This is a genomic window from Marinomonas sp. THO17, assembly GCF_040436405.1.
Classification (GTDB): Bacteria; Pseudomonadota; Gammaproteobacteria; order Pseudomonadales; family Marinomonadaceae; genus Marinomonas.
This window is the reverse complement of sequence record NZ_AP031575.1, coordinates 2,086,803-2,104,370: the sequence shown is the minus strand read 5'-3', so window position 1 is coordinate 2,104,370 and position 17,568 is coordinate 2,086,803. Positions and strand designations below refer to the sequence as shown.

Below are 17,568 nucleotides of genomic sequence, written 5' to 3'. Positions count from 1 at the left end.
CTTGCGGCTTTCGCTAGTCAGATCCTATGATTCCACAGGTTATATTTTGTGTTTCATCAGGCGTTCTTTGTCACGAGACCAGTCGCGGTTTCGCTCTGTGTCACGTTTGTCGTGGTCTTTCTTACCTGTCACCAATGCCACTTCACATTTGATCTTGTTGCCTTTCCAATACAAAGCCATGGCAGCACAGGTTTTACCTTTCTGCTCGGTGACTTGGATGATGCGGTCAAGCTCTTTGCGGTTGAGCAAGAGTTTGCGTTGGCGCAAGGGTTCACACACCACATGGGTAGAGGCGCTCAATAATGGGGTAATGCGTGCTCCCACCAACCAAGCTTCGTTTTGGTGAATCACAACGAAGGAATCCACAAGTTGCGCTTTGCCTTCACGTAGACTTTTTACTTCCCAGCCAGCTAGGGCTAAGCCAGCTTCAAATTTCTGGTCAACAAAGTAATCGTACTTAGCGCGTTTGTTGAGGGCGATGGTGCCAGTGCTTTTGGGTTTTTTCTTAACTTTACTCATAGTTGAAAATTATACGGTCGATAGAATCAAAAACCTATGCTTTTCTTGAGGTATGCGTCCGAATGTTGGAAAATTCACATCTGTTTACTAATTATATCTGAGCAAAGTGTGCGTCATCTAGGAAAGCTATGCTTGCTCAAATGTCTAAGTTGTTTTATTAGAGCCTATATTTATGCCTGAAAGTCGATGTTTACAAGGTATTTGGTCAAGTCCGTGGATATTTATTTTTGCGGCCAGTGGGTCGGCAGTCGGCTTAGGAAACATTTGGAGGTTTCCCTATGTACTAGGGCAAAACGGTGGCGGTGCTTTTTTATTGGTGTATTGTCTATGTTTGTTGCTGGTGGGCTTGCCTGTTTTGGTAGCAGAAGTGGCATTAGGTCGAACGGTTCGTTCTAACCCAATTGATACGGTGAATGATTTAAGTGAACGTCGCATTGTCCATAAAGCTTGGGTGATTGTACCTTGGCTTGCCGGTATTTCCGGCTTTCTCATTCTCACCTTTTACAGTGTGATTGCGGGCTGGTCCATTGCCTATTTAGAACGCGCTTTGTCAGGACAATTTAAAGACATCAGTCAGCTTGGCGCTGAAGCTATGTTTGAGGGGTTGTTGGCAAATCCAACGGAAATGTTGCTGTGGCATTCTGTGTTTATGGTGCTGGTGGTATTAACCGTAGGTCAATCAGTTACGCGAGGTTTGTCGGCTTTGGTGCGTATATTGTTGCCCGCCTTGATACTGATTTTGGTTGGTTTAGCCGCCTACTCTATTTCCATAGGCAATATGACAAAAACATTGGAGTTTATGTTTGCCTGGTCTTGGCAAGACATTACCTTTGATGTGGTGTTGGCGGCAGTGGGGATGGCTTTATTCAGTTTAAGTGTGGGTATGGGGGCCATGTTTTCCTACGGTGCTTACATGAGTAAACGTATGTCTATTACGCGAGCATGTGGCATAGTGGTTGGTGTAGATCTGTTAGTGGCACTGCTAGCAGGCTTGTTAATTTTTCCTTTGGTCTTTTCGTTTCAAATCGATGTGGAAGCGGGTCCGAGTCTGACCTTTGTGTCTTTGCCTATTATTTTTGGTGGTGTACCTGCAGGTCAAGTTGTGGCAGGAGTGTTCTTTGCTTTATTGGTGATTGCGGCGTTAACTTCTGCCATTTCCATGCTGGAATTGTTTGTTGCTTGGTTGCATGAAAAGTTTTACATCGCTCGTTTAAAAGCGGCTTTGTTGTTGGGTATTGTAGTTTGGTTTATTGGTATTGCTGTGTTGTTGTCTTTTAATCATTGGGACAACAAAATTGTCTTTGATTTGAACTTTTTTGAATTACTGGACGAAATTACTTCAATGATCTTATTGCCTGTAGTGGCGATTTTGTTATCTGTATTAGTGGCTTGGTTTATTCCTCGTACCATGTTGCAAAATGAAATGATCACCAAACAAAGTAACCATTTTGAATGGTGGTATAGAACGTTAAAATACATCAGTATCCCTGCTATGGTGGTGATTACCTTGGCAGGTTGGATAGGAGCTTAGTTTGAGTCATATAGAGCGTTTTGCTCATGTTAATTATACTTGTGAGCAAATGTATGATTTAGTGAATGATATTAATGCTTACCCTGAATTTTTACCGGGCTGTTTAAGTGCTAAGTTAATATCGCAAACTCCGACCGAAATAGTGGCTTCATTGGAAGTGGGTAAAGGGCCCGTAAAGCAGGCGTTTACTACGAAAAATTTATTGGCGCAGCATCGTCGTATTGAGATGATGTTAGTGGAAGGGCCATTTAAGCGTTTGCATGGTGTATGGAGTTTTACGGAAGTGTCGCCAAACAGCTGTAAAATTGCCTTGAGTATTGATTTTGAATTAAGCGGCATGCTTAAGTTTGCTTTTGGTGGTGTGTTTAGTCAGATTGCCAATACCATGGTGGATTCTTTCAGTAAGCGTGCGAAAGTCGTGTATGGTGAATAATATGAGAGTAGAAGTGGCTTACGCTCTACCGGAAAAGCAGAAAATTGTATCTTTAGAAGTGGAAGAAGGCTGCACCGTTCGTGAGGCGGTAAGGCGTTCTAATATTAATGCCTTCTTTCCTGAACTGGATGTGGAAAGTGTTAAACTGGGTATTTTTGGTAAAGCAGTACGCAATGCCGATCAGCAAGCACTAAAAGAAGGTGAGCGAGTTGAGTTGTATCGTGAGCTAAAAGTTGACCCTAAACAGGCTAGGGCCAACCGAGCAGCAAAAAGCTCTAAGGCTTAGTTGTTTTTAATGTTTGTTAATACGCCATTGTCAAACGTTAGAACTAAATTGGTGATCTCGCTCTTTTTTGTCTCTGGGGTGGCATAGAGAGAAGTGTATTGATAGTGCCACTCGTCGGGTTTGAAAGTGTCTCTGATCATTGGATTGCCCAGTAGATATGTCACTTGTGATTCTGACATGCCGATTTCGAGCTGTGAAAACTGCTCTTGTGTTATTAGGTTGCCTTGAGCAACTGGCACTTTGTAAGGCGGTGGAAAAAGACTGCAGGCGCTAAGCGTCATGGCGGTACATAAAATTAAAACTGGTTTTTTCATTTGTATTATCCTTAGTCTGGTATGCTAATGATAAAGTAATTATCAACAAGATCGAAATAGAGAATGACTCATGACTAGTGAAAATCAAGAGCTAAAGAAAGCAGGACTCAAGGTAACCTTGCCTAGAGTGAAAATTTTACAAATTCTTGAAAAAGCGGGTGACCATCACCTAAGTGCAGATGATGTTTATCGTACTTTATTGGATCAAGGTGAAGACGTAGGTTTGGCAACGGTTTATCGTGTATTAACTCAATTCGAGACCGCAGGGCTAGTTAAGCGTCACCACTTCGAAGCAGGTACGGCTGTATTTGAATTGGAAAAAGGCGATCACCATGATCATATGATTTGTCTGGATACTGGCAAAGTGATCGAATTTGTTGACCCTGTGATTGAAAAGCGTCAACATGAGATTGCAGAAGAGCATGGTTACGATATTGAAGATCACAGCTTGATTATATACGTGCGTCCAAAGAAAAAATAAGTAAAACGCGATTAATTCAAGCACAGTTCATTCAAAAATAATGAATTTAAGAGCAATAGCGAAGGATGCCGCTTTACGGTGGCATTCTTTGTGAGCAACGGAAGGGCTTAAACTTTTAGGGTTTAAGCCCTTTTTCTTTATTGGATGATTGGCTAAAGACTAAATAACCTTGGTGATCTGTCTTAATGACACTGAACACTATTGCAACTGGACGTTGCTAAGCATTTCACGAGCGTGGGCTAGGGTTTGTTCCGTCAGTTCAATGCCGCCTAGTAAACGCGCTATTTCTTGTGTGCGATCCTGCTCTTTCAATATTTCAACCTGTGAAGAGGTTGCATCATTGGCGACTTTTTTACTGACACGTAAATGTTGATGACCTTGGGCAGCTACTTGCGCTAAGTGAGTGACCGAGAAGACTTGCCCCCGTTGGCCTACTGAGCGCAACATACGACCAACCACTTCGGCAATACCGCCACTAATGCCCACATCTACTTCATCAAATACCAAGGTGGGAATGGTGGAAGTGTGAGCCGTTACTACCTGAATGCCCAAACTGATACGCGATAATTCACCACCAGAAGCAACTTTGCGTAAGGCTTGCGCAGGTTGACCCGGGTTAGAGGCAATCATGTATTCAATATCTTCAAAGCCATTGGCCGTTACTTGGTTAAGTGGCTGGCACTGAATATAGAAACGTGCGTGAGGCATGCCTAAAGCGTGAATCTGCTCTTCTACTTTTTGAGCCAATTCGTCTTTGGTGACGATGCGCTTTTCGGTTAGCGTGGTGGCCAGAGCGGTAAGTTGCTCGTAAGCTTGCTCTTCTTTTTCTTTCAAAACTTCCAAACTTTCTTCGCCACCTTGAATTTGAGTGAGCTCGTTTTCCACGCTTTCGCGCAATGACAGTAAGGCCTCTGGTAGACATTTATGACGACGAGCTGTGTCGTAAATATCTGATAAGCGGCTTTCAATGACACTTAATCGCTCCGGGTCTTGTTCAAGGGTATCTTGATAGTGGCGTAAGCTTTCCGTAGCTTCCTGTGCCTGAATCAAAGCGGAATTCATCATTTCCAATGCGCCTTCAAGGGCTTGAGTTTGAGGGTTTATCTGGCTGGCGCTGTTGATGGCTTGATTCAATAAAGAGCAAATGCTGCCTTCTTCGTTATCTGCTAATAGATTGCTCGCTTGATAGGCTTTCATTTGCGAGTCAGCAATATTGGATAAAAAGGTTTGTTCTTGTTCTAAAGATTCGATTTCACCTTCTTTTAGATCGAGCTGTGCTAACTCTTGAGCTTGATAAGAGAGTAGTTGTACTTTGGCTTCCTGTTCAGCCGATTGATTTTGCTTAGCAAAGAGTTCGTCTTTTAATTGACGCCAGACAGCATATTGTTGATGAACTTGTTTTGCGAGTTCGGTGAGTTGGCCATATTCGTCTAATTGTTGACGCTGTGCGTGCTTTTTTAAAAGCGACTGATGTTCATGCTGACCATGAATGTCGACGAGCTGACTGCCAACTTCCTTGAGATCGTTTAAAGTGCAAGGACGGCCATTAATATAGGCTTTAGAGCGGCCTTCTTTGCTAATCACGCGACGCAATATGCAGTGCTGGTCTTGTTCTAGGTCTCTTTCTTCAAGCCATTCTTGCACGTCAGGGTAAAGTTGAATGTCGAAGCTGGCGCTAATATCGGCTTTTTTCTCCCCATGACGCACCACCCCGGCATCGGTTCTGTCGCCCAAGCACAAAGATAAGGCGTCCACCATGATGGATTTACCGGCACCCGTTTCACCGGAAATCACTGTCATGCCTTGCTTAAACTCAAGCTCCAAGGACTCCACAATAGCAAAGTTCGAAATGGCGATGCTGGTTAGCATAGTCGGCTCCATAAAGAGAAAATTTTTATATGGTTATTTATACAGTATTTGTTTGTTTTTTGACAAGTCTTGCTTGGACAATTAATCGCCATAAATTTTATGCGGATTTAGTATTGAAAGGTAAAAAGCTGTCCCCATATACCCAGCACAGAGAAAGAGAGTTTCTGTTATTTGGAGTTATAAAGATGAGTGATCAGCAAAAAAGTGCTAACCAAGAGGCGGAGCAAGATTTGCAAAATGAAACGCAAACCGAAGCAGTAGAAGAGCTGCTTGAGCCCGAAGTGGAAGTGTTAGAAGCCGAAGCAGACGATGAGCTTGCCAAAGCGTTGGAAGAAGTAGCGCAATACAAAGAAGCGGCGCTGCGTGCCCAGGCGGATGCGCAAAACGTTCGTCGTCGTGCGGAACAAGACGTTGAAAAAGCGCACAAGTTTGGCTTGGAAAAATTTGCTAAAGCCATCATCAACGTAGCGGATAACCTAGAGCGAGCCCTTACGTCAGCGACCGACACAGAAGAAACCGACCCGGTACGCGAAGGGGTGGAATTGACCCTGAAAGATTTGCTTGAAACTTTGGGACGTTTTGAAATTAAAGCCGTTGATCCACATGGCGAACCTTTCAACCCAGAATTGCATCAGGCCATGACCATGGTGCCCAATCCTGAATTGGAACCCAATACGGTAATGGATGTTGTGCAAAAGGGTTATACCCTGCACGGACGTCTGTTGAGACCAGCAATGGTGGTGGTTTCAAGCGCGGCATAAAATACCGTCATTTTTTTGACACTGGACGCTTGAAAAGTATTTAAGCGGACCCAAATACAGAATTAACTTTGTTATAAACGAATTTATTGGAGAAACAAGCGATGGGTAAAATCATTGGTATCGACCTAGGGACAACTAACTCTTGTGTAGCTGTTCTTGATGGTGAAAAAGCGCGTGTAATTGAAAACGCCGAGGGTGATCGTACGACACCTTCTATTGTTGCCTTTGCAGACGACGGTGAAGTGTTAGTGGGTCAATCAGCGAAACGACAAGCGGTTACCAACCCAACCAATACTTTGTTTGCTGTTAAGCGTTTGATTGGTCGTCGTTTCGAGGATGATGTGGTACAGAAAGACATTTCTATGGTGCCTTACAAAATCATCTCTGCGGAAAATGGCGATGCTTGGGTAGAAATCAAGGGTGACAAAAAAGCACCACCACAGATTTCTGCTGAAGTTCTAAAGAAAATGAAGAAAACAGCAGAAGACTATCTAGGTGAAGCCGTTACTGAAGCGGTTATCACGGTTCCTGCTTACTTCAATGACTCTCAGCGTCAAGCCACTAAAGACGCAGGTAAAATTGCGGGTCTTGATGTAAAACGTATTATCAACGAGCCAACAGCTGCTGCCTTGGCTTATGGCCTAGATAAAAACTCTGGTGATTCTACTATCGCGGTATATGACCTTGGTGGTGGTACTTTCGATATCTCTATCATTGAGATTGCAGATGTCGATGGTGAGAAGCAATTCGAAGTATTGTCTACCAATGGTGACACTTTCCTAGGTGGTGAAGACTTCGACATGCGTGTGATCGAATTCTTAGCAGCTGAATTTAAGAAAGACACAGGCATCGATCTACACAACGATCCATTAGCGCTTCAGCGTCTAAAAGAAGCGGGTGAGAAAGCGAAAGTTGAGCTGTCATCTTCTTCTCAAACAGAAGTGAACTTACCTTATATCACCGCGGATGCGACTGGTCCTAAGCACTTGAATGTGAAATTGACGCGTTCTAAGTTGGAAGCCTTGGTTGAAGAGCTTGTTGTTAAGTCTTTAGAACCATGCCGCCAAGCACTGAAAGATGCTGATTTGTCTGCTTCTGATATCGACGAAGTTATCTTGGTAGGTGGTCAGACTCGTATGCCTTTGGTGCAAGCAAAAGTCTCTGAGTTCTTTGGCAAAGAGCCACGTAAAGATGTGAACCCTGACGAAGCGGTTGCCATTGGTGCGTCTATCCAAGGTGCAGTATTGGCCGGTGACGTGAAAGACGTTCTATTGCTAGACGTGACTCCTCTGTCTTTAGGTATCGAGACAATGGGTGGCGTGATGACCACTTTGATTGAGAAGAACACGACGATTCCTACTAAGAAATCGCAAACCTTCTCGACGGCAGAAGACAACCAAAATGCGGTAACTATCCATGCCTTGCAGGGTGAGCGTAAGCAAGCGTCGCAGAATAAATCTCTAGGTCGTTTCGACTTGGCAGACATTCCACCTGCACCACGTGGTGTGCCACAAATCGAAGTAAGCTTCGACATTGATGCCAACGGTATTTTGAGTGTCTCTGCGAAAGACAAAGCGACTGGTAAAGAGCAGTCTATCGTCATCAAAGCGTCTTCTGGTCTAAGCGATGAAGAAGTCGAACAAATGGTACAAGATGCGGAAGCGAACGCGGAAGAAGATCGTAAGTTTGAAGAGCTTGTACAAGTTCGTAACACAGCTGACGGTATGATCCACGCGACACGTAAGACCCTTGCAGATGCTGGTGATAAAGCCACTGAAGAAGAGAAAACGGCGATCGAAACAGCGATCTCTGAATTGGAAGAAGCGCTCACTTCTAACGATAAAGAGAAAATCGAAGAGAAAACCAATGCCTTGACGCAAGCGTCTAGTTCTTTGGCTCAGAAGATGTACGCAGATGCTGAAGCGGCTGCAGGTGCGGCTGAAGGTGCAGAACAAGCGCAACCTCAGGACGATGCAGTAGACGCGGAGTTTGAAGAAGTAAAAGACGATAAAAAATAATCGTCGATGCTGAAAAAACCGCCTCATTGTGAGGCAGGCGATGGCAGGCACGGTTAATACCGTGCCTTGCTGTTTAATCAAGGGCTTGAATGCTTGTTTAAATAAGATATGCAGACTTTTACTATTCAGGAATACCTGCGATGAGCAAAAGAGACTATTACGACGTTCTTGGGGTGTCCAAAAGCGCGGATAAGAAAGAGATTAAAAAAGCTTATCGCTCTTTAGCGAATAAGTATCACCCGGACAAGAACCCAGATAACCCAGAAGCACTTGATAAATTCAAGGAACTGGCTGAAGCCTATGAAGTATTGTCTTCTGAAGAAAAACGTTCGGCTTATGATCGTTTTGGTCATGAAGGCGTAAGTGGTCAAGCAGGTGGCTTTGGCGGTGCCGGTGCAGGTGGTTTCAGTGATATTTTTGGTGACGTATTTGGTGACATCTTTGGCGGCGGCGGTGGCGGTGGTCAAAGCCGTACGCGTCGTGGTTCCGACTTACGTTACACTTTAGAACTGGATTTAGAGCAAGCAGTTTGGGGTTGCGAAGAGAAAATTCGTATTCCAACTTTGGTGTCGTGTAATACTTGTGATGGCACAGGCGCTAAGAAAGGGTCTACTCCGAAGACATGTGGAACTTGTGGCGGTGCTGGTCAAGTGCGCATGTCACAAGGTTTCTTTTCGGTGCAGCAGACATGTCCAGAGTGCCACGGCCAAGGTCAGGTGATTGCTGATCCTTGCCCTGATTGTCATGGTCAAGGTCGCAAGCAAGAATACAAAACACTGAATGTGAAAATTCCTGCCGGAGTAGACACCGGCGACCGTATTCGTTTGTCTGGTGAAGGCGAAGCCGGTACTCATGGTGGTCCAGCGGGAGATCTATTTGTTCAGGTGTCGGTAAAACCGCACAGTATCTTTGAGCGTGATGGTGCGAACTTGTATTGTGAAGTGCCCATAAGCTTCACCACTGCGGCATTAGGTGGCGAAATTGATGTGCCCACATTAGATGGTCGTGTGCGTTTGAAAGTGACTGCGGAATGTCAGACAGGTAAATTATTCCGTCTGCGTAATAAGGGTGTGAAACCAGTTCGTGGTGGCCCAGTGGGTGATTTGATCTGTAAAGTGGTGGTGGAAACCCCTGTGAACTTAACAGCGCGTCAACAAGAGTTGCTTACTGAGTTAGCGGAAACCATGGGAGAAGGTACGGATCATTCTCCAAAACAAAAAAGTTGGTTTGATGGGGTTAAACGCTTCTTTGATGATATTAAGAAGTAAGGGTTAACCCTATTCTAGGACGGGTCAAGTTTCATAAAAAAGGCGCTTATTTAGCGCCTTTTTCTTTGAGTAGATAATCAATGTGGCTGCGTAATAAATTGGCCGCATTGGTGAAGCTTTGATTATTAGGGATAATAAAGTCCGCTTTATCACGAATGCCGATGGTTTTAATGGCGGCTTGGCGTACATGGCGCATGTAACGGCTGGTCACTTCATTTACGTCGCGGCCACGCTCTGCTATGTCTCGTTTCAAGCGACGTACAATGGCGATGTCCATATCAGTATCGACAAACAATAGATAGTCCACAGCATCCCGAATGCCCGGATCTTGGAACATCATATGACCTTCCACCAAAACCACGTGAGTGGGTTCTAAGTTACGATAGCCAACACGCTTGTGTTGAGAATGATCGTACACAGGAATTTCATTTGGTTGTTGACGATTTTTGCAGTTATGAATGGCCAATGTCAGGCTTTCTATATCTAATGAACTTAAATCATCGAAGTTGTAGACATCCGGGTCTATGCTACCGCAGCCATTATAAAAGCTGTCTTGGCAAAGAACCGTAATTTTTGAATCTTGGCCTTCTGCTAGTAAGGAGCAAAGTCGACTTTTTCCGCTGCCAGATACTCCAGTGATGCCAATAACAAGTGCCATGTATTACCTCAAATAAAATAAACCGTCTGTGCTCCTTGAGTTGTCGGAGCGAATCGTGTTGTATTATATAACAGGTTGTGTGTTTTTAGTGTCGTAAAAAGTGGAATATCGATGTATGTAGGGATAGTTTCATGCTTAAGCTGATTGCTTCTGCTGTTCTCGCCTTGTCTTTCTTGGTGACTCAGTATTTATGGGCGAATACGCAACCGAACGTGGTGCGTGTGGCGGCAACGTCAGAATTGTTTGGTTTACCTTTCAATAATCTTAAACTCACGGATTTAGAAGAACATCTTAAATCCATGGGGGTTGAGGGTTACCCTTCTTATCAAGAAGAAGGTGTAGAAAGCTTTAGTTTGGGACCAGAAGGTATTTTGGGTGTCACAGATTTGATTGTCTATAGCAATGACTCTGGTTTTATAGAAAAAGCTTTATTGTCTGGTGTGGTGGAAAGTGACTCTAAACGTAGTGCTTTAGGTGAGCTCTTGTTCAACAAGTATGGCGTTCCCAGTGTGGGTAGCCTGACGGATAATGTTGGGGAAGTGGAATGGTGGTTGCGAGACTATACCAAGATCATGCTTAAAAACACCACTTTTGATGTGTCTGTCATGTATGTCGATGAGCGTCCTAGAGTGATTAATCGCTCAGGCCGTATTGATGTAGAATCTCTGTCTCGTAACAATTAACTTGACGTTTTGCTATGTTTTTTCTTGATCTCAATCTTCGTTTAGCTCAGTTATTACAACCGCATCTTCAGGATGTTTCATTGGCTTTGGTGGCTACTTGTTTGGTCATTTACGGTGATCGCATTAATGGCTACTTGAAGCGTATGGTGGCGTCGTGGATATTCATTGCGCGCATATCGGCTTTTATTCTCATGTGTACCTTTGGCTATGGTTTGCTGACATTATGGACCCAACCACTCGTGTATTGGGGTATTACCCAAGTTGATTTGGTATATCGTCCAGTATTAGTACTCGCTTGTTTTAGTTTTTTAGGAGTGTTGGCGGAAAGAAAGCGCCAATTGTAAAAAATATGATGAAATTTCCTATCGGTTTTCGTTGCTAACTTACAACAAAAGAGGGTCGAATTTGCTGGTTTTTGCTTTTTGAATTTTATTCTGTAGTAAAGTTTCTAACTTCCTTCTGATATTTCGTTATTTCTATAAAATAACTCTCTAAATTACGGATTTTAAAGACTTTTTGTAGTCTTCTTACAATTTGTTATTGGTCAAATCTGACGGTAAACTTGCGCCCATATTGATACGATAGCGTCACTTGGGAGCAACAGCATGACAAGCACTTGGTTACAATCACTCTCACAAGTCGAATCCATGATTCCTCTTTTGGGTAAGTTAGGCCGTGAAAAAGCCATTAAGGTTCAGCTAGCAGGTAATACTCTGATGGCTGACTCTGTCACCGGATTGATGGCAACATTTGATCAGCATCCAGAAGTGGATCTAACACAAGTGTATGCAGCCTTGGAAGATTTGTATGCCAGTGATGCAAGACAAACCAGTGTGGAACTGGAAGACTTATTGGCTGAAGCGGATCTTGCGAGCTTGTTGAAAGTGCAATCGACCGAAGGAACAGAAGTGCCAGTTGTACTCTACGGTTTTGGTCGTATTGGTCGTTTATTAGCTCGTCGTATGTGTGCTTTGGGTCACACTACACCGGGAATGAAATTGGCCGCTATTGTTGTACGTAATGCGGGTAAAGCGGATTTGGCAAAGCGTGCTAGCTTGCTCAAATATGATTCTGTGCACGGTGCTTATGACGGTATCGTAAAAGTCGATGAAGAAAACCAAGCTTTAATGATTAATGGCTATACAGTAAAAGTCATTTATGCGTCTGATCCTGCCGAAGTGGATTACCAGGCTCACGGTATCGATAATGCTTTATTAGTAGACAATACTGGGCGCTGGCGTGACCATGATGGCCTTAGTGTGCATCTAAATCGTCCAGGAATTGATCGTGTTGTGCTAACGGCCCCCGGCAAAGCCATGAAGAATGTGGTGTTTGGCGTAAATGATTCAGACTTAACGGAAGAAGACAAGATTGTATCGGCGGCGTCTTGTACAACCAATGCCATTACGCCTATTTTGTCAGTTTTAGAAGACAAGTTTGGTATTGAGTCTGGTCATGTTGAGACGGTGCATGCCTATACCAATGATCAAAACTTGATTGATAACATTCATAAAGGGGACCGCCGTGGTCGTGCTGCTGGCATGAACATGGTGATGACAGAAACCGGCGCGGCGAAAGCGGTTTCAAAAGCCATTCCGTCATTAGAAGGCAAGCTAAGTGGTAGTGCGATTCGAGTCCCTGTTATTAATGTGTCCATAGCTGTATTGAGCTTGAATCTAAATGCTAATACTAGTGTCGAAGAGATCAACGCCCTATTAAAAACAGCGGCTGGCAGTGCAGAGTTAGCGGGGCAAATTGGATACAGTGAAGAAGCGGATGCAGTGAGCTCAGATTTCATTGGTTCTCAGCAAGCGGGTATTTTAGATGCTTTGTCTACCAAAGTGCGTGGTAACCAAGCAACCTTGTACGTTTGGTACGACAATGAATACGGTTACAGCTGCCAAGTGGTTCGCTTGATGGAGAAGCTTGCTCAAGGTGAACTCTCAGAAGCTCAGCTATTGGAAAATCAAGCGGCTTGATTGACTGAATTTAGCCAAAGTTAATGAAAAGCGGTGACCATGTCATCGCTTTTTTTTTGTGTCTTAATTCTCTTTTTAATTAGTTGAAGGCATAAAAAAAGCCGGACAAAAGTCCAGCTTAAATAAAAGTAACTAGCAGCTTGAATAGCAACATCCTGTGGGAATGGTGATATTCACCTAAGGCAAGACTGTGGGAACTTGTCTTAGGTACCGTACAGTTAGGGCTGCACGGATAACACTTAGGATCAGTATTAAATCCAAAGTTATGATGTTCATTTTAGGCAATCTCAGTTAATTGACAAACGATATAATTTAGGTTTTTGCATTAGCTATACTAATGCAAAAAAGGATTATTTTTTGCTACACTTTTCATTTGTCTTTCTGGACTGTGTGTAATGAAATCGATTCCTTTGACAGGGTTAAATACTTTTTCAGTGGCAGCTCGCCACTTGAGTTTTACGAAAGCAGCGCAAGAGCTGCATCTAACTCAAGGTGCCGTGAGTCAACAAATCCGTCAGCTAGAAGAACGTTTAAAATTTAGCTTGTTTGCCCGTCATCACAAGCGCTTGGAATTAACGGTGGCAGGAGCAAGATTAGCAGTGCAATTAAATCACAGTTTCAATGAAATCAGTGGCTTAATAAGTGATTTACAACAAGAGGAAAGCTCGAATATTTTATCGGTTTCTGTGATGCCGTCTTTTGCCACTAAATGGTTAATCCCCCGCCTTGGTAGTCTGCAAGAAACCTATCCAGATTTGCAATTGCGTATCCAAGCCAATGATAGGGAAGTCAATTTTCAGCGTGATCGAATCGATGTTGCTATTGTTCATAGTTATGTACATAAGGTTAAAAGCCACCTAGTGCCGTTAATGAAGGATCAGGTTTTCCCTGTTTGCAGTCCTGCTTTTTTACAGCAAAGAAGCTTAACTCATGTCGACCAATTGGCGAGTGTACCCTTACTCAATGACGATTCGGAATGGCGCTTTTCGAGCCCTTATGCGGAATGGGAAAGATGGTTACAGTTAGTCGATGCTAAAGGGGTTAAGCCATCACGTGGTATTAGCTTTAATCGTGGTGATCTCGCTGTTCAAGCCGCCATCGCCAGTCAGGGGGTGGCGTTAGGAAGAACACCATTGGTGATGGATGATATTCAACAAGGGCGGTTGGTAAAGCCATTTGACTATGTGTTGGACGAAAAACATGCCTATGTTTTTGCTTGTCCGGAAGCCCAATATCAGAGAGAGCCAGTTCAGCAGCTATTAACTTGGTTGGTAGCGGAATGTTACCGTTATTCACCAGAAGATGTATTAACAAAGCCGGAAGATTTGGCGGCTATTGGTTAAAAAGCAATTTTATTGAGATGGCCAGACACATAATGATGACCATTGGTCGGATCAATTTGGCCCCCTTGGTAATGACTAAGCGTGAGCCTATTTGCGCTCCCAACCACTGACCTATTCCCATGATAATGCCCAGCGTCCATATAATGTGACCACTGAAGGTGAATACCAACAAAGAAGATACATTACTGGTAGCGTTAAGGACTTTGGTATGTGCTGTGGCTGATATCAGAGTAAAGCCCATCAAGCACAGATAGGCTGTAGAGAAAAAAGCACCTGTGCCTGGGCCAATCAAGCCGTCATAAAAGCCGATGCTAGTGCCTATGATAACGGCGAATTGTAGATGGCTGAGGGCGAATTTACTGACGAGGTAAGGCTGAACCTTTGGTAAGAAGAAAAAGAAAATCGCAACGGCGATTAAGATAATTGGCACAGCTTTGAGCAGTAAGCTGCTGTCTAAATAAGAGATTAATAGGGTTCCCAAAACCGCACCAATGGCCGTCATAAAGATGGCTGGCCACATTTTTTTTAGGTCGACTTGCCCTTTTTTAATAAAGTGATAAGAAGCGGATAAAGTACCTGCACAGCCTTGCAGTTTATTGGTCGCAAGCGCTTGAGCGGGTGATAATCCAGCCGCTAATAAAACCGGTACGGTAATCAAACCTCCGCCGCCAGCAATGGCATCAATGGCGCCAGCAATAAAGGCGGTAGCAAACAGGGCCAAATAGATCCAAATAGACAAGTCGAACAGCGTAAGATCCATATGGCAAGCTTCCATGGTTAGCGTAAAAGAAATAAGTGGCCGCTAGTAAAGCAAAAAAAGCCCACCTAAACAACCGATTAGGCGGGCTAAGGTACAAAAGAACTAGCCGATTAAAGCTTAGACTGAATGTACTCTTCTAATGCAGTGACTTGGTCATCTGTGAACTCTAAACCAAGCTTAGTTCGGCGCCATAGAATGTCTTCTGCACTACGAGCCCATTCTTGTTCAATCAGATAATCCACTTCAGCCTGATATAGCTCTGAACCGAATTCTTTTCCTAATGCGGCAACGGAATCAAGGCCGCTGAGAATTAACTGTGTGCGGCTACCATAGCTGTTCGCGAATCGCTGTGCTAAATGTGCGCTAATAAAAGGGTTGTCCTGTTGTAGCTTTATCGCGTAAGCGTCCAATGACATACCCAATTCACCGCCTGGTAATGGCTTGCTGTGTGTCCATTCATTGCCCATTTGCTGGTAAAAAGGAGCCAGCTTTTTCATCGCTGATAAGGCTAATTTGCGATAAGTGGTGATTTTACCGCCGAAGATACTCAGCAATGGCGCACCTAAATCATCATCAAGATGCAAAGTGTAATCACGGGTTACCGCGGATGGGTCGGAAGATTCATCTTCTAGGAGTGGACGTACACCAGAATAGCTCCATACGACATCTTTTGGTGTTAGGCTTTGCTTGAAGTGGTCGTTTGCTACTTGCAATATGTAGTTAGTTTCTTCTGCCGAAATTGCTACTTGTTTAGGGTCGCCATTGTATTCCACATCCGTGGTGCCAAGCAGTGTGTAGTCTTCACGGTATGGAATAGCGAATACAATGCGTTTATCAGTGTTCTGCATGATGAAAGCATTAGTTTGTTGGTAAAGCTTAGGCACCACTATATGGCTGCCCTTGATCATACGAATACCATAAGGTGCTTTGCGTTCCACCTTGCTCTCAATAAAGGAAGATACCCAAGGCCCTGCAGCATTGACCAAGCCATTAGCGGTTACTTCAAAGGTTTCTTTACTGAGTAAGTCTTCCAAATGGATGTGCCATTTGCCATCGATGCGCTTGGCGGAAGTACAGCGAGTACGTGCATAAATCTGAGCCCCATTTTGCTGAGCGCTCAATGCATTGGTAACAACGAGACGAGCATCGTCTACCCAGCAGTCTGAGTATTCAAAGCCTTGTGAGATGTCATCTTTTAATGGGCTATCAGTGCCGTATTTTACAGCCTTAGAGCCTGGAAGTGTTTCGCGTTTGCCTAAGAAGTCGTAAAGGAACATGCCGATACGAATTAACCATGCTGGTCGCAAGTGCGGACGGTGCGGCATCTGAAAACGCATTGGAGTGACTAGATGTGGCGCGACTTTGAGAAGTACTTCACGCTCGTTCAAGGCTTCTTTAACCAGACGAAATTCATAATGCTCTAGGTAGCGTAAACCGCCATGTATTAGCTTACTGCTTGATGAAGAGGTGGCGTTAGCAAGGTCGCCCATTTCGCATAAACCGACTTTTAAGCTTCGGCCAGCCGCATCAGCTGCGATGCCGGTGCCGTTAATGCCACCACCCACAACGAAGAGATCAAAATGTATTCGAATCATACTGAGCCTCACAATCGAAAATTTATCATGTTCGAAAACGAACATTTATTTTCGATATTAAACTTGTAGTGTAAAGATATCAAGAGTATGAATGTGAAGTTTTCATGACCAAACGCCCCTTCATAGAGGTGTAAAGTAAACTAAGACAGGGGGTGCCAGGATATTTCGATAGTGGTCGCGCTAGTGTTTAGCAGGGCAAAGTTCCAAGCGAACTTTGTGTTCTTTCATTAGCTTGAGAATCGCTTTTGGTGGTTGTGCATCGGTAAATAAGCGATCGACTTGCGTGATGTTGCCTAAACGTACTACAGCATTGCGGCCAAACTTGGCACTGTCGGCTGCTAAGAACACATTTCTTGAATTGGAAATAATGCTTTGCGCGACCCGTACTTCTTGATAATCATAATCTAGTAACGAGCCATCTAAAGGGTCAATACCACTGATGCCGACTATGCCAAAATCCACTCGGAATTGATTAATGAAGTCTATGGTAGCCTCTCCCATGACGCCGCCATCACGAGAACGCACTGTACCGCCCGCAATGATGACATTAAAGTCTTCTTTGCTGCTTAAAATCGTGGCAACGTTCAAGTTGTTAGTGATGACTTGTAAACCTTGGTGATTTAACAGAGCGCGGGCTACGGTTTCGGTTGTCGTACCTATATTAATAAACAAAGAAGCATGGTTAGGGATTTCAGCAGCAATGCGTTTGGCGATTTGTTCTTTCGCTTCATGCTGAAGAATTTGCCGTGTAGCGTAGGCCACATTGGTGGTACTGGATTCGTAGCTGGCGCCACCATGATGACGGCGAAGCTGACCGGCTTTGGCCAAATCATTAATATCACGACGAATGGTTTGTGGTGTCACGGCAAAGTGACTGGCCAATTCTTCAATGGAGATATAGCCCTTTTCTTTAACTAAAGCGACGATTTTGTCTTGGCGAGAAAGCTGCCTCATAGCGTTTTCAACTCCTAAAAGGTAACCCTTGCTAAAGGCGTCCCCATTGGTTTTTAATATAGAATATTCGAATTTGAATATTAATGTTCAAAAAACAAAACAACAAATAAGTCGCT

18 protein-coding genes are annotated in these 17,568 nt (G+C 43.9%); 11 read left to right on the top strand and 7 right to left on the bottom strand.

Annotated elements, in window-relative coordinates; translation table 11 throughout:
• Positions 1 to 39: 39 nt before the first annotated feature.
• Positions 40 to 519 (bottom strand): SsrA-binding protein SmpB, encoded by a 480-nt coding sequence (gene smpB, locus ABXS85_RS10020; RefSeq protein ID WP_353666391.1) that lies wholly within the window; start codon positions 517 to 519, stop codon positions 40 to 42.
• Positions 520 to 691: 172 nt separating this feature from the next.
• Here smpB and ABXS85_RS10015 point away from each other — a divergent pair, with 172 nt between their 5' ends.
• The 3 genes from ABXS85_RS10015 to ABXS85_RS10005 are packed head-to-tail and all read left to right on the top strand — an operon-like array spanning position 692 to position 2,769.
• A complete protein-coding gene (locus tag ABXS85_RS10015) occupies positions 692 to 2,050 on the top strand; it encodes a sodium-dependent transporter (RefSeq protein ID WP_353666390.1) in 1,359 nt (452 codons plus the stop codon).
• Position 2,051: 1 nt separating this feature from the next.
• A complete protein-coding gene (locus ABXS85_RS10010) occupies positions 2,052 to 2,483 on the top strand; it encodes a type II toxin-antitoxin system RatA family toxin (protein ID WP_353666389.1) in 432 nt (143 codons plus the stop codon).
• Position 2,484: 1 nt separating this feature from the next.
• Complete coding sequence (locus tag ABXS85_RS10005) at positions 2,485 to 2,769, top strand: RnfH family protein (RefSeq protein WP_353666388.1); 285 nt, start codon at positions 2,485 to 2,487, stop codon at positions 2,767 to 2,769.
• Here the strand turns inward: ABXS85_RS10005 and bamE are convergent.
• Positions 2,766 to 3,083 carry an outer membrane protein assembly factor BamE gene (gene bamE / locus ABXS85_RS10000; protein WP_353666387.1) on the bottom strand — a complete coding sequence of 106 codons (318 nt, stop codon included), beginning with the start codon at positions 3,081 to 3,083 and terminating at the stop codon, positions 2,766 to 2,768. The two genes, ABXS85_RS10005 and bamE, sit on opposite strands and share 4 nt — an antisense overlap.
• A gap of 70 nt (positions 3,084 to 3,153) precedes the next feature.
• On the opposite strand from bamE, the gene fur reads away from it, so the two are divergent.
• Positions 3,154 to 3,564, top strand: a complete 411-nt coding sequence (fur, locus tag ABXS85_RS09995) for a ferric iron uptake transcriptional regulator (RefSeq protein WP_353666386.1) — start codon at positions 3,154 to 3,156, stop codon at positions 3,562 to 3,564.
• A gap of 198 nt (positions 3,565 to 3,762) precedes the next feature.
• Here the strand turns inward: fur and recN are convergent, their stop codons facing one another.
• Entirely contained in the window at positions 3,763 to 5,433 is a 1,671-nt protein-coding gene (gene recN / locus ABXS85_RS09990) for a DNA repair protein RecN (RefSeq protein WP_353666385.1), read from the bottom strand.
• Positions 5,434 to 5,618: 185 nt separating this feature from the next.
• On the opposite strand from recN, the gene grpE reads away from it, so the two are divergent.
• The 3 genes from grpE to dnaJ all read left to right on the top strand — a co-directional run bounded on the left by grpE (position 5,619) and on the right by dnaJ (position 9,480).
• A complete protein-coding gene (gene grpE / locus ABXS85_RS09985) occupies positions 5,619 to 6,194 on the top strand; it encodes a nucleotide exchange factor GrpE (protein ID WP_353666384.1) in 576 nt (191 codons plus the stop codon).
• A 101-nt stretch (positions 6,195 to 6,295) separates the two neighbouring features.
• Positions 6,296 to 8,212 carry a molecular chaperone DnaK gene (gene dnaK, locus ABXS85_RS09980; RefSeq protein ID WP_353666383.1) on the top strand — a complete coding sequence of 639 codons (1,917 nt, stop codon included), beginning with the start codon at positions 6,296 to 6,298 and terminating at the stop codon, positions 8,210 to 8,212.
• Between the two features lie 140 nt (positions 8,213 to 8,352).
• The gene (gene dnaJ / locus ABXS85_RS09975) at positions 8,353 to 9,480 is read left to right on the top strand and encodes a molecular chaperone DnaJ (protein ID WP_353666382.1); all 1,128 of its coding nucleotides are present in this window, start codon (positions 8,353 to 8,355) and stop codon (positions 9,478 to 9,480) included.
• Positions 9,481 to 9,526: 46 nt separating this feature from the next.
• Here dnaJ and ABXS85_RS09970 read toward each other — a convergent pair whose 3' ends face one another.
• Positions 9,527 to 10,138 carry a uridine kinase gene (locus ABXS85_RS09970; protein WP_353666381.1) on the bottom strand — a complete coding sequence of 204 codons (612 nt, stop codon included), beginning with the start codon at positions 10,136 to 10,138 and terminating at the stop codon, positions 9,527 to 9,529.
• A 131-nt stretch (positions 10,139 to 10,269) separates the two neighbouring features.
• Between ABXS85_RS09970 and ABXS85_RS09965 the strand changes: the two genes are divergently transcribed.
• The 4 genes from ABXS85_RS09965 to gcvA all read left to right on the top strand — a co-directional run bounded on the left by ABXS85_RS09965 (position 10,270) and on the right by gcvA (position 14,143).
• The gene (locus ABXS85_RS09965; protein WP_353666380.1) at positions 10,270 to 10,821 is read left to right on the top strand and encodes a uridine kinase; all 552 of its coding nucleotides are present in this window, start codon (positions 10,270 to 10,272) and stop codon (positions 10,819 to 10,821) included.
• Between the two features lie 14 nt (positions 10,822 to 10,835).
• On the top strand, positions 10,836 to 11,165 hold the full coding sequence (locus ABXS85_RS09960) for a DUF3392 domain-containing protein (protein WP_353666379.1): 330 nt from the start codon (positions 10,836 to 10,838) through the stop codon (positions 11,163 to 11,165).
• Positions 11,166 to 11,426: 261 nt separating this feature from the next.
• Entirely contained in the window at positions 11,427 to 12,800 is a 1,374-nt protein-coding gene (locus ABXS85_RS09955) for a glyceraldehyde-3-phosphate dehydrogenase (protein WP_353666378.1), read from the top strand.
• A 395-nt stretch (positions 12,801 to 13,195) separates the two neighbouring features.
• The gene (gene gcvA / locus ABXS85_RS09950) at positions 13,196 to 14,143 is read left to right on the top strand and encodes a transcriptional regulator GcvA (protein ID WP_353666377.1); all 948 of its coding nucleotides are present in this window, start codon (positions 13,196 to 13,198) and stop codon (positions 14,141 to 14,143) included.
• Here gcvA and ABXS85_RS09945 read toward each other — a convergent pair.
• The 3 genes from ABXS85_RS09945 to ABXS85_RS09935 form a co-directional block, all read right to left on the bottom strand.
• Positions 14,133 to 14,903: a TSUP family transporter gene (locus ABXS85_RS09945; RefSeq protein WP_353666376.1), complete on the bottom strand. Its 771-nt coding sequence runs from the start codon at positions 14,901 to 14,903 to the stop codon at positions 14,133 to 14,135. The two genes, gcvA and ABXS85_RS09945, sit on opposite strands and share 11 nt — an antisense overlap.
• A gap of 110 nt (positions 14,904 to 15,013) precedes the next feature.
• Positions 15,014 to 16,498 carry a glycerol-3-phosphate dehydrogenase gene (gene glpD / locus ABXS85_RS09940; RefSeq protein ID WP_353666375.1) on the bottom strand — a complete coding sequence of 495 codons (1,485 nt, stop codon included), beginning with the start codon at positions 16,496 to 16,498 and terminating at the stop codon, positions 15,014 to 15,016.
• A gap of 180 nt (positions 16,499 to 16,678) precedes the next feature.
• Positions 16,679 to 17,452, bottom strand: coding sequence for a DeoR/GlpR family transcriptional regulator (locus ABXS85_RS09935; protein WP_353666374.1), 774 nt, complete (start codon positions 17,450 to 17,452; stop codon positions 16,679 to 16,681).
• Between the last annotated feature and the right edge of the window lie 116 nt (positions 17,453 to 17,568).

Excerpts from the sequence above, each read along its gene's own strand:
- smpB (WP_353666391.1), bottom strand. The coding sequence starts at position 519 with ATGAGTAAAGTTAAGAAAAAACCCAAAAGCACTGGCACCATCGCCCTC.
- ABXS85_RS10015 (WP_353666390.1), top strand. The coding sequence starts at position 692 with ATGCCTGAAAGTCGATGTTTACAAGGTATTTGGTCAAGTCCGTGGATA.
- ABXS85_RS10005 (WP_353666388.1), top strand. The coding sequence starts at position 2,485 with ATGAGAGTAGAAGTGGCTTACGCTCTACCGGAAAAGCAGAAAATTGTA.
- bamE (WP_353666387.1), bottom strand. The coding sequence starts at position 3,083 with ATGAAAAAACCAGTTTTAATTTTATGTACCGCCATGACGCTTAGCGCC.
- fur (WP_353666386.1), top strand. The coding sequence starts at position 3,154 with ATGACTAGTGAAAATCAAGAGCTAAAGAAAGCAGGACTCAAGGTAACC.
- recN (WP_353666385.1), bottom strand. The coding sequence starts at position 5,433 with ATGCTAACCAGCATCGCCATTTCGAACTTTGCTATTGTGGAGTCCTTG.
- grpE (WP_353666384.1), top strand. The coding sequence starts at position 5,619 with ATGAGTGATCAGCAAAAAAGTGCTAACCAAGAGGCGGAGCAAGATTTG.
- dnaK (WP_353666383.1), top strand. The coding sequence starts at position 6,296 with ATGGGTAAAATCATTGGTATCGACCTAGGGACAACTAACTCTTGTGTA.
- dnaJ (WP_353666382.1), top strand. The coding sequence starts at position 8,353 with ATGAGCAAAAGAGACTATTACGACGTTCTTGGGGTGTCCAAAAGCGCG.
- ABXS85_RS09970 (WP_353666381.1), bottom strand. The coding sequence starts at position 10,138 with ATGGCACTTGTTATTGGCATCACTGGAGTATCTGGCAGCGGAAAAAGT.
- ABXS85_RS09965 (WP_353666380.1), top strand. The coding sequence starts at position 10,270 with ATGCTTAAGCTGATTGCTTCTGCTGTTCTCGCCTTGTCTTTCTTGGTG.
- ABXS85_RS09960 (WP_353666379.1), top strand. The coding sequence starts at position 10,836 with ATGTTTTTTCTTGATCTCAATCTTCGTTTAGCTCAGTTATTACAACCG.
- ABXS85_RS09955 (WP_353666378.1), top strand. The coding sequence starts at position 11,427 with ATGACAAGCACTTGGTTACAATCACTCTCACAAGTCGAATCCATGATT.
- gcvA (WP_353666377.1), top strand. The coding sequence starts at position 13,196 with ATGAAATCGATTCCTTTGACAGGGTTAAATACTTTTTCAGTGGCAGCT.
- ABXS85_RS09945 (WP_353666376.1), bottom strand. The coding sequence starts at position 14,903 with ATGGATCTTACGCTGTTCGACTTGTCTATTTGGATCTATTTGGCCCTG.
- glpD (WP_353666375.1), bottom strand. The coding sequence starts at position 16,498 with ATGATTCGAATACATTTTGATCTCTTCGTTGTGGGTGGTGGCATTAAC.
- ABXS85_RS09935 (WP_353666374.1), bottom strand. The coding sequence starts at position 17,452 with ATGAGGCAGCTTTCTCGCCAAGACAAAATCGTCGCTTTAGTTAAAGAA.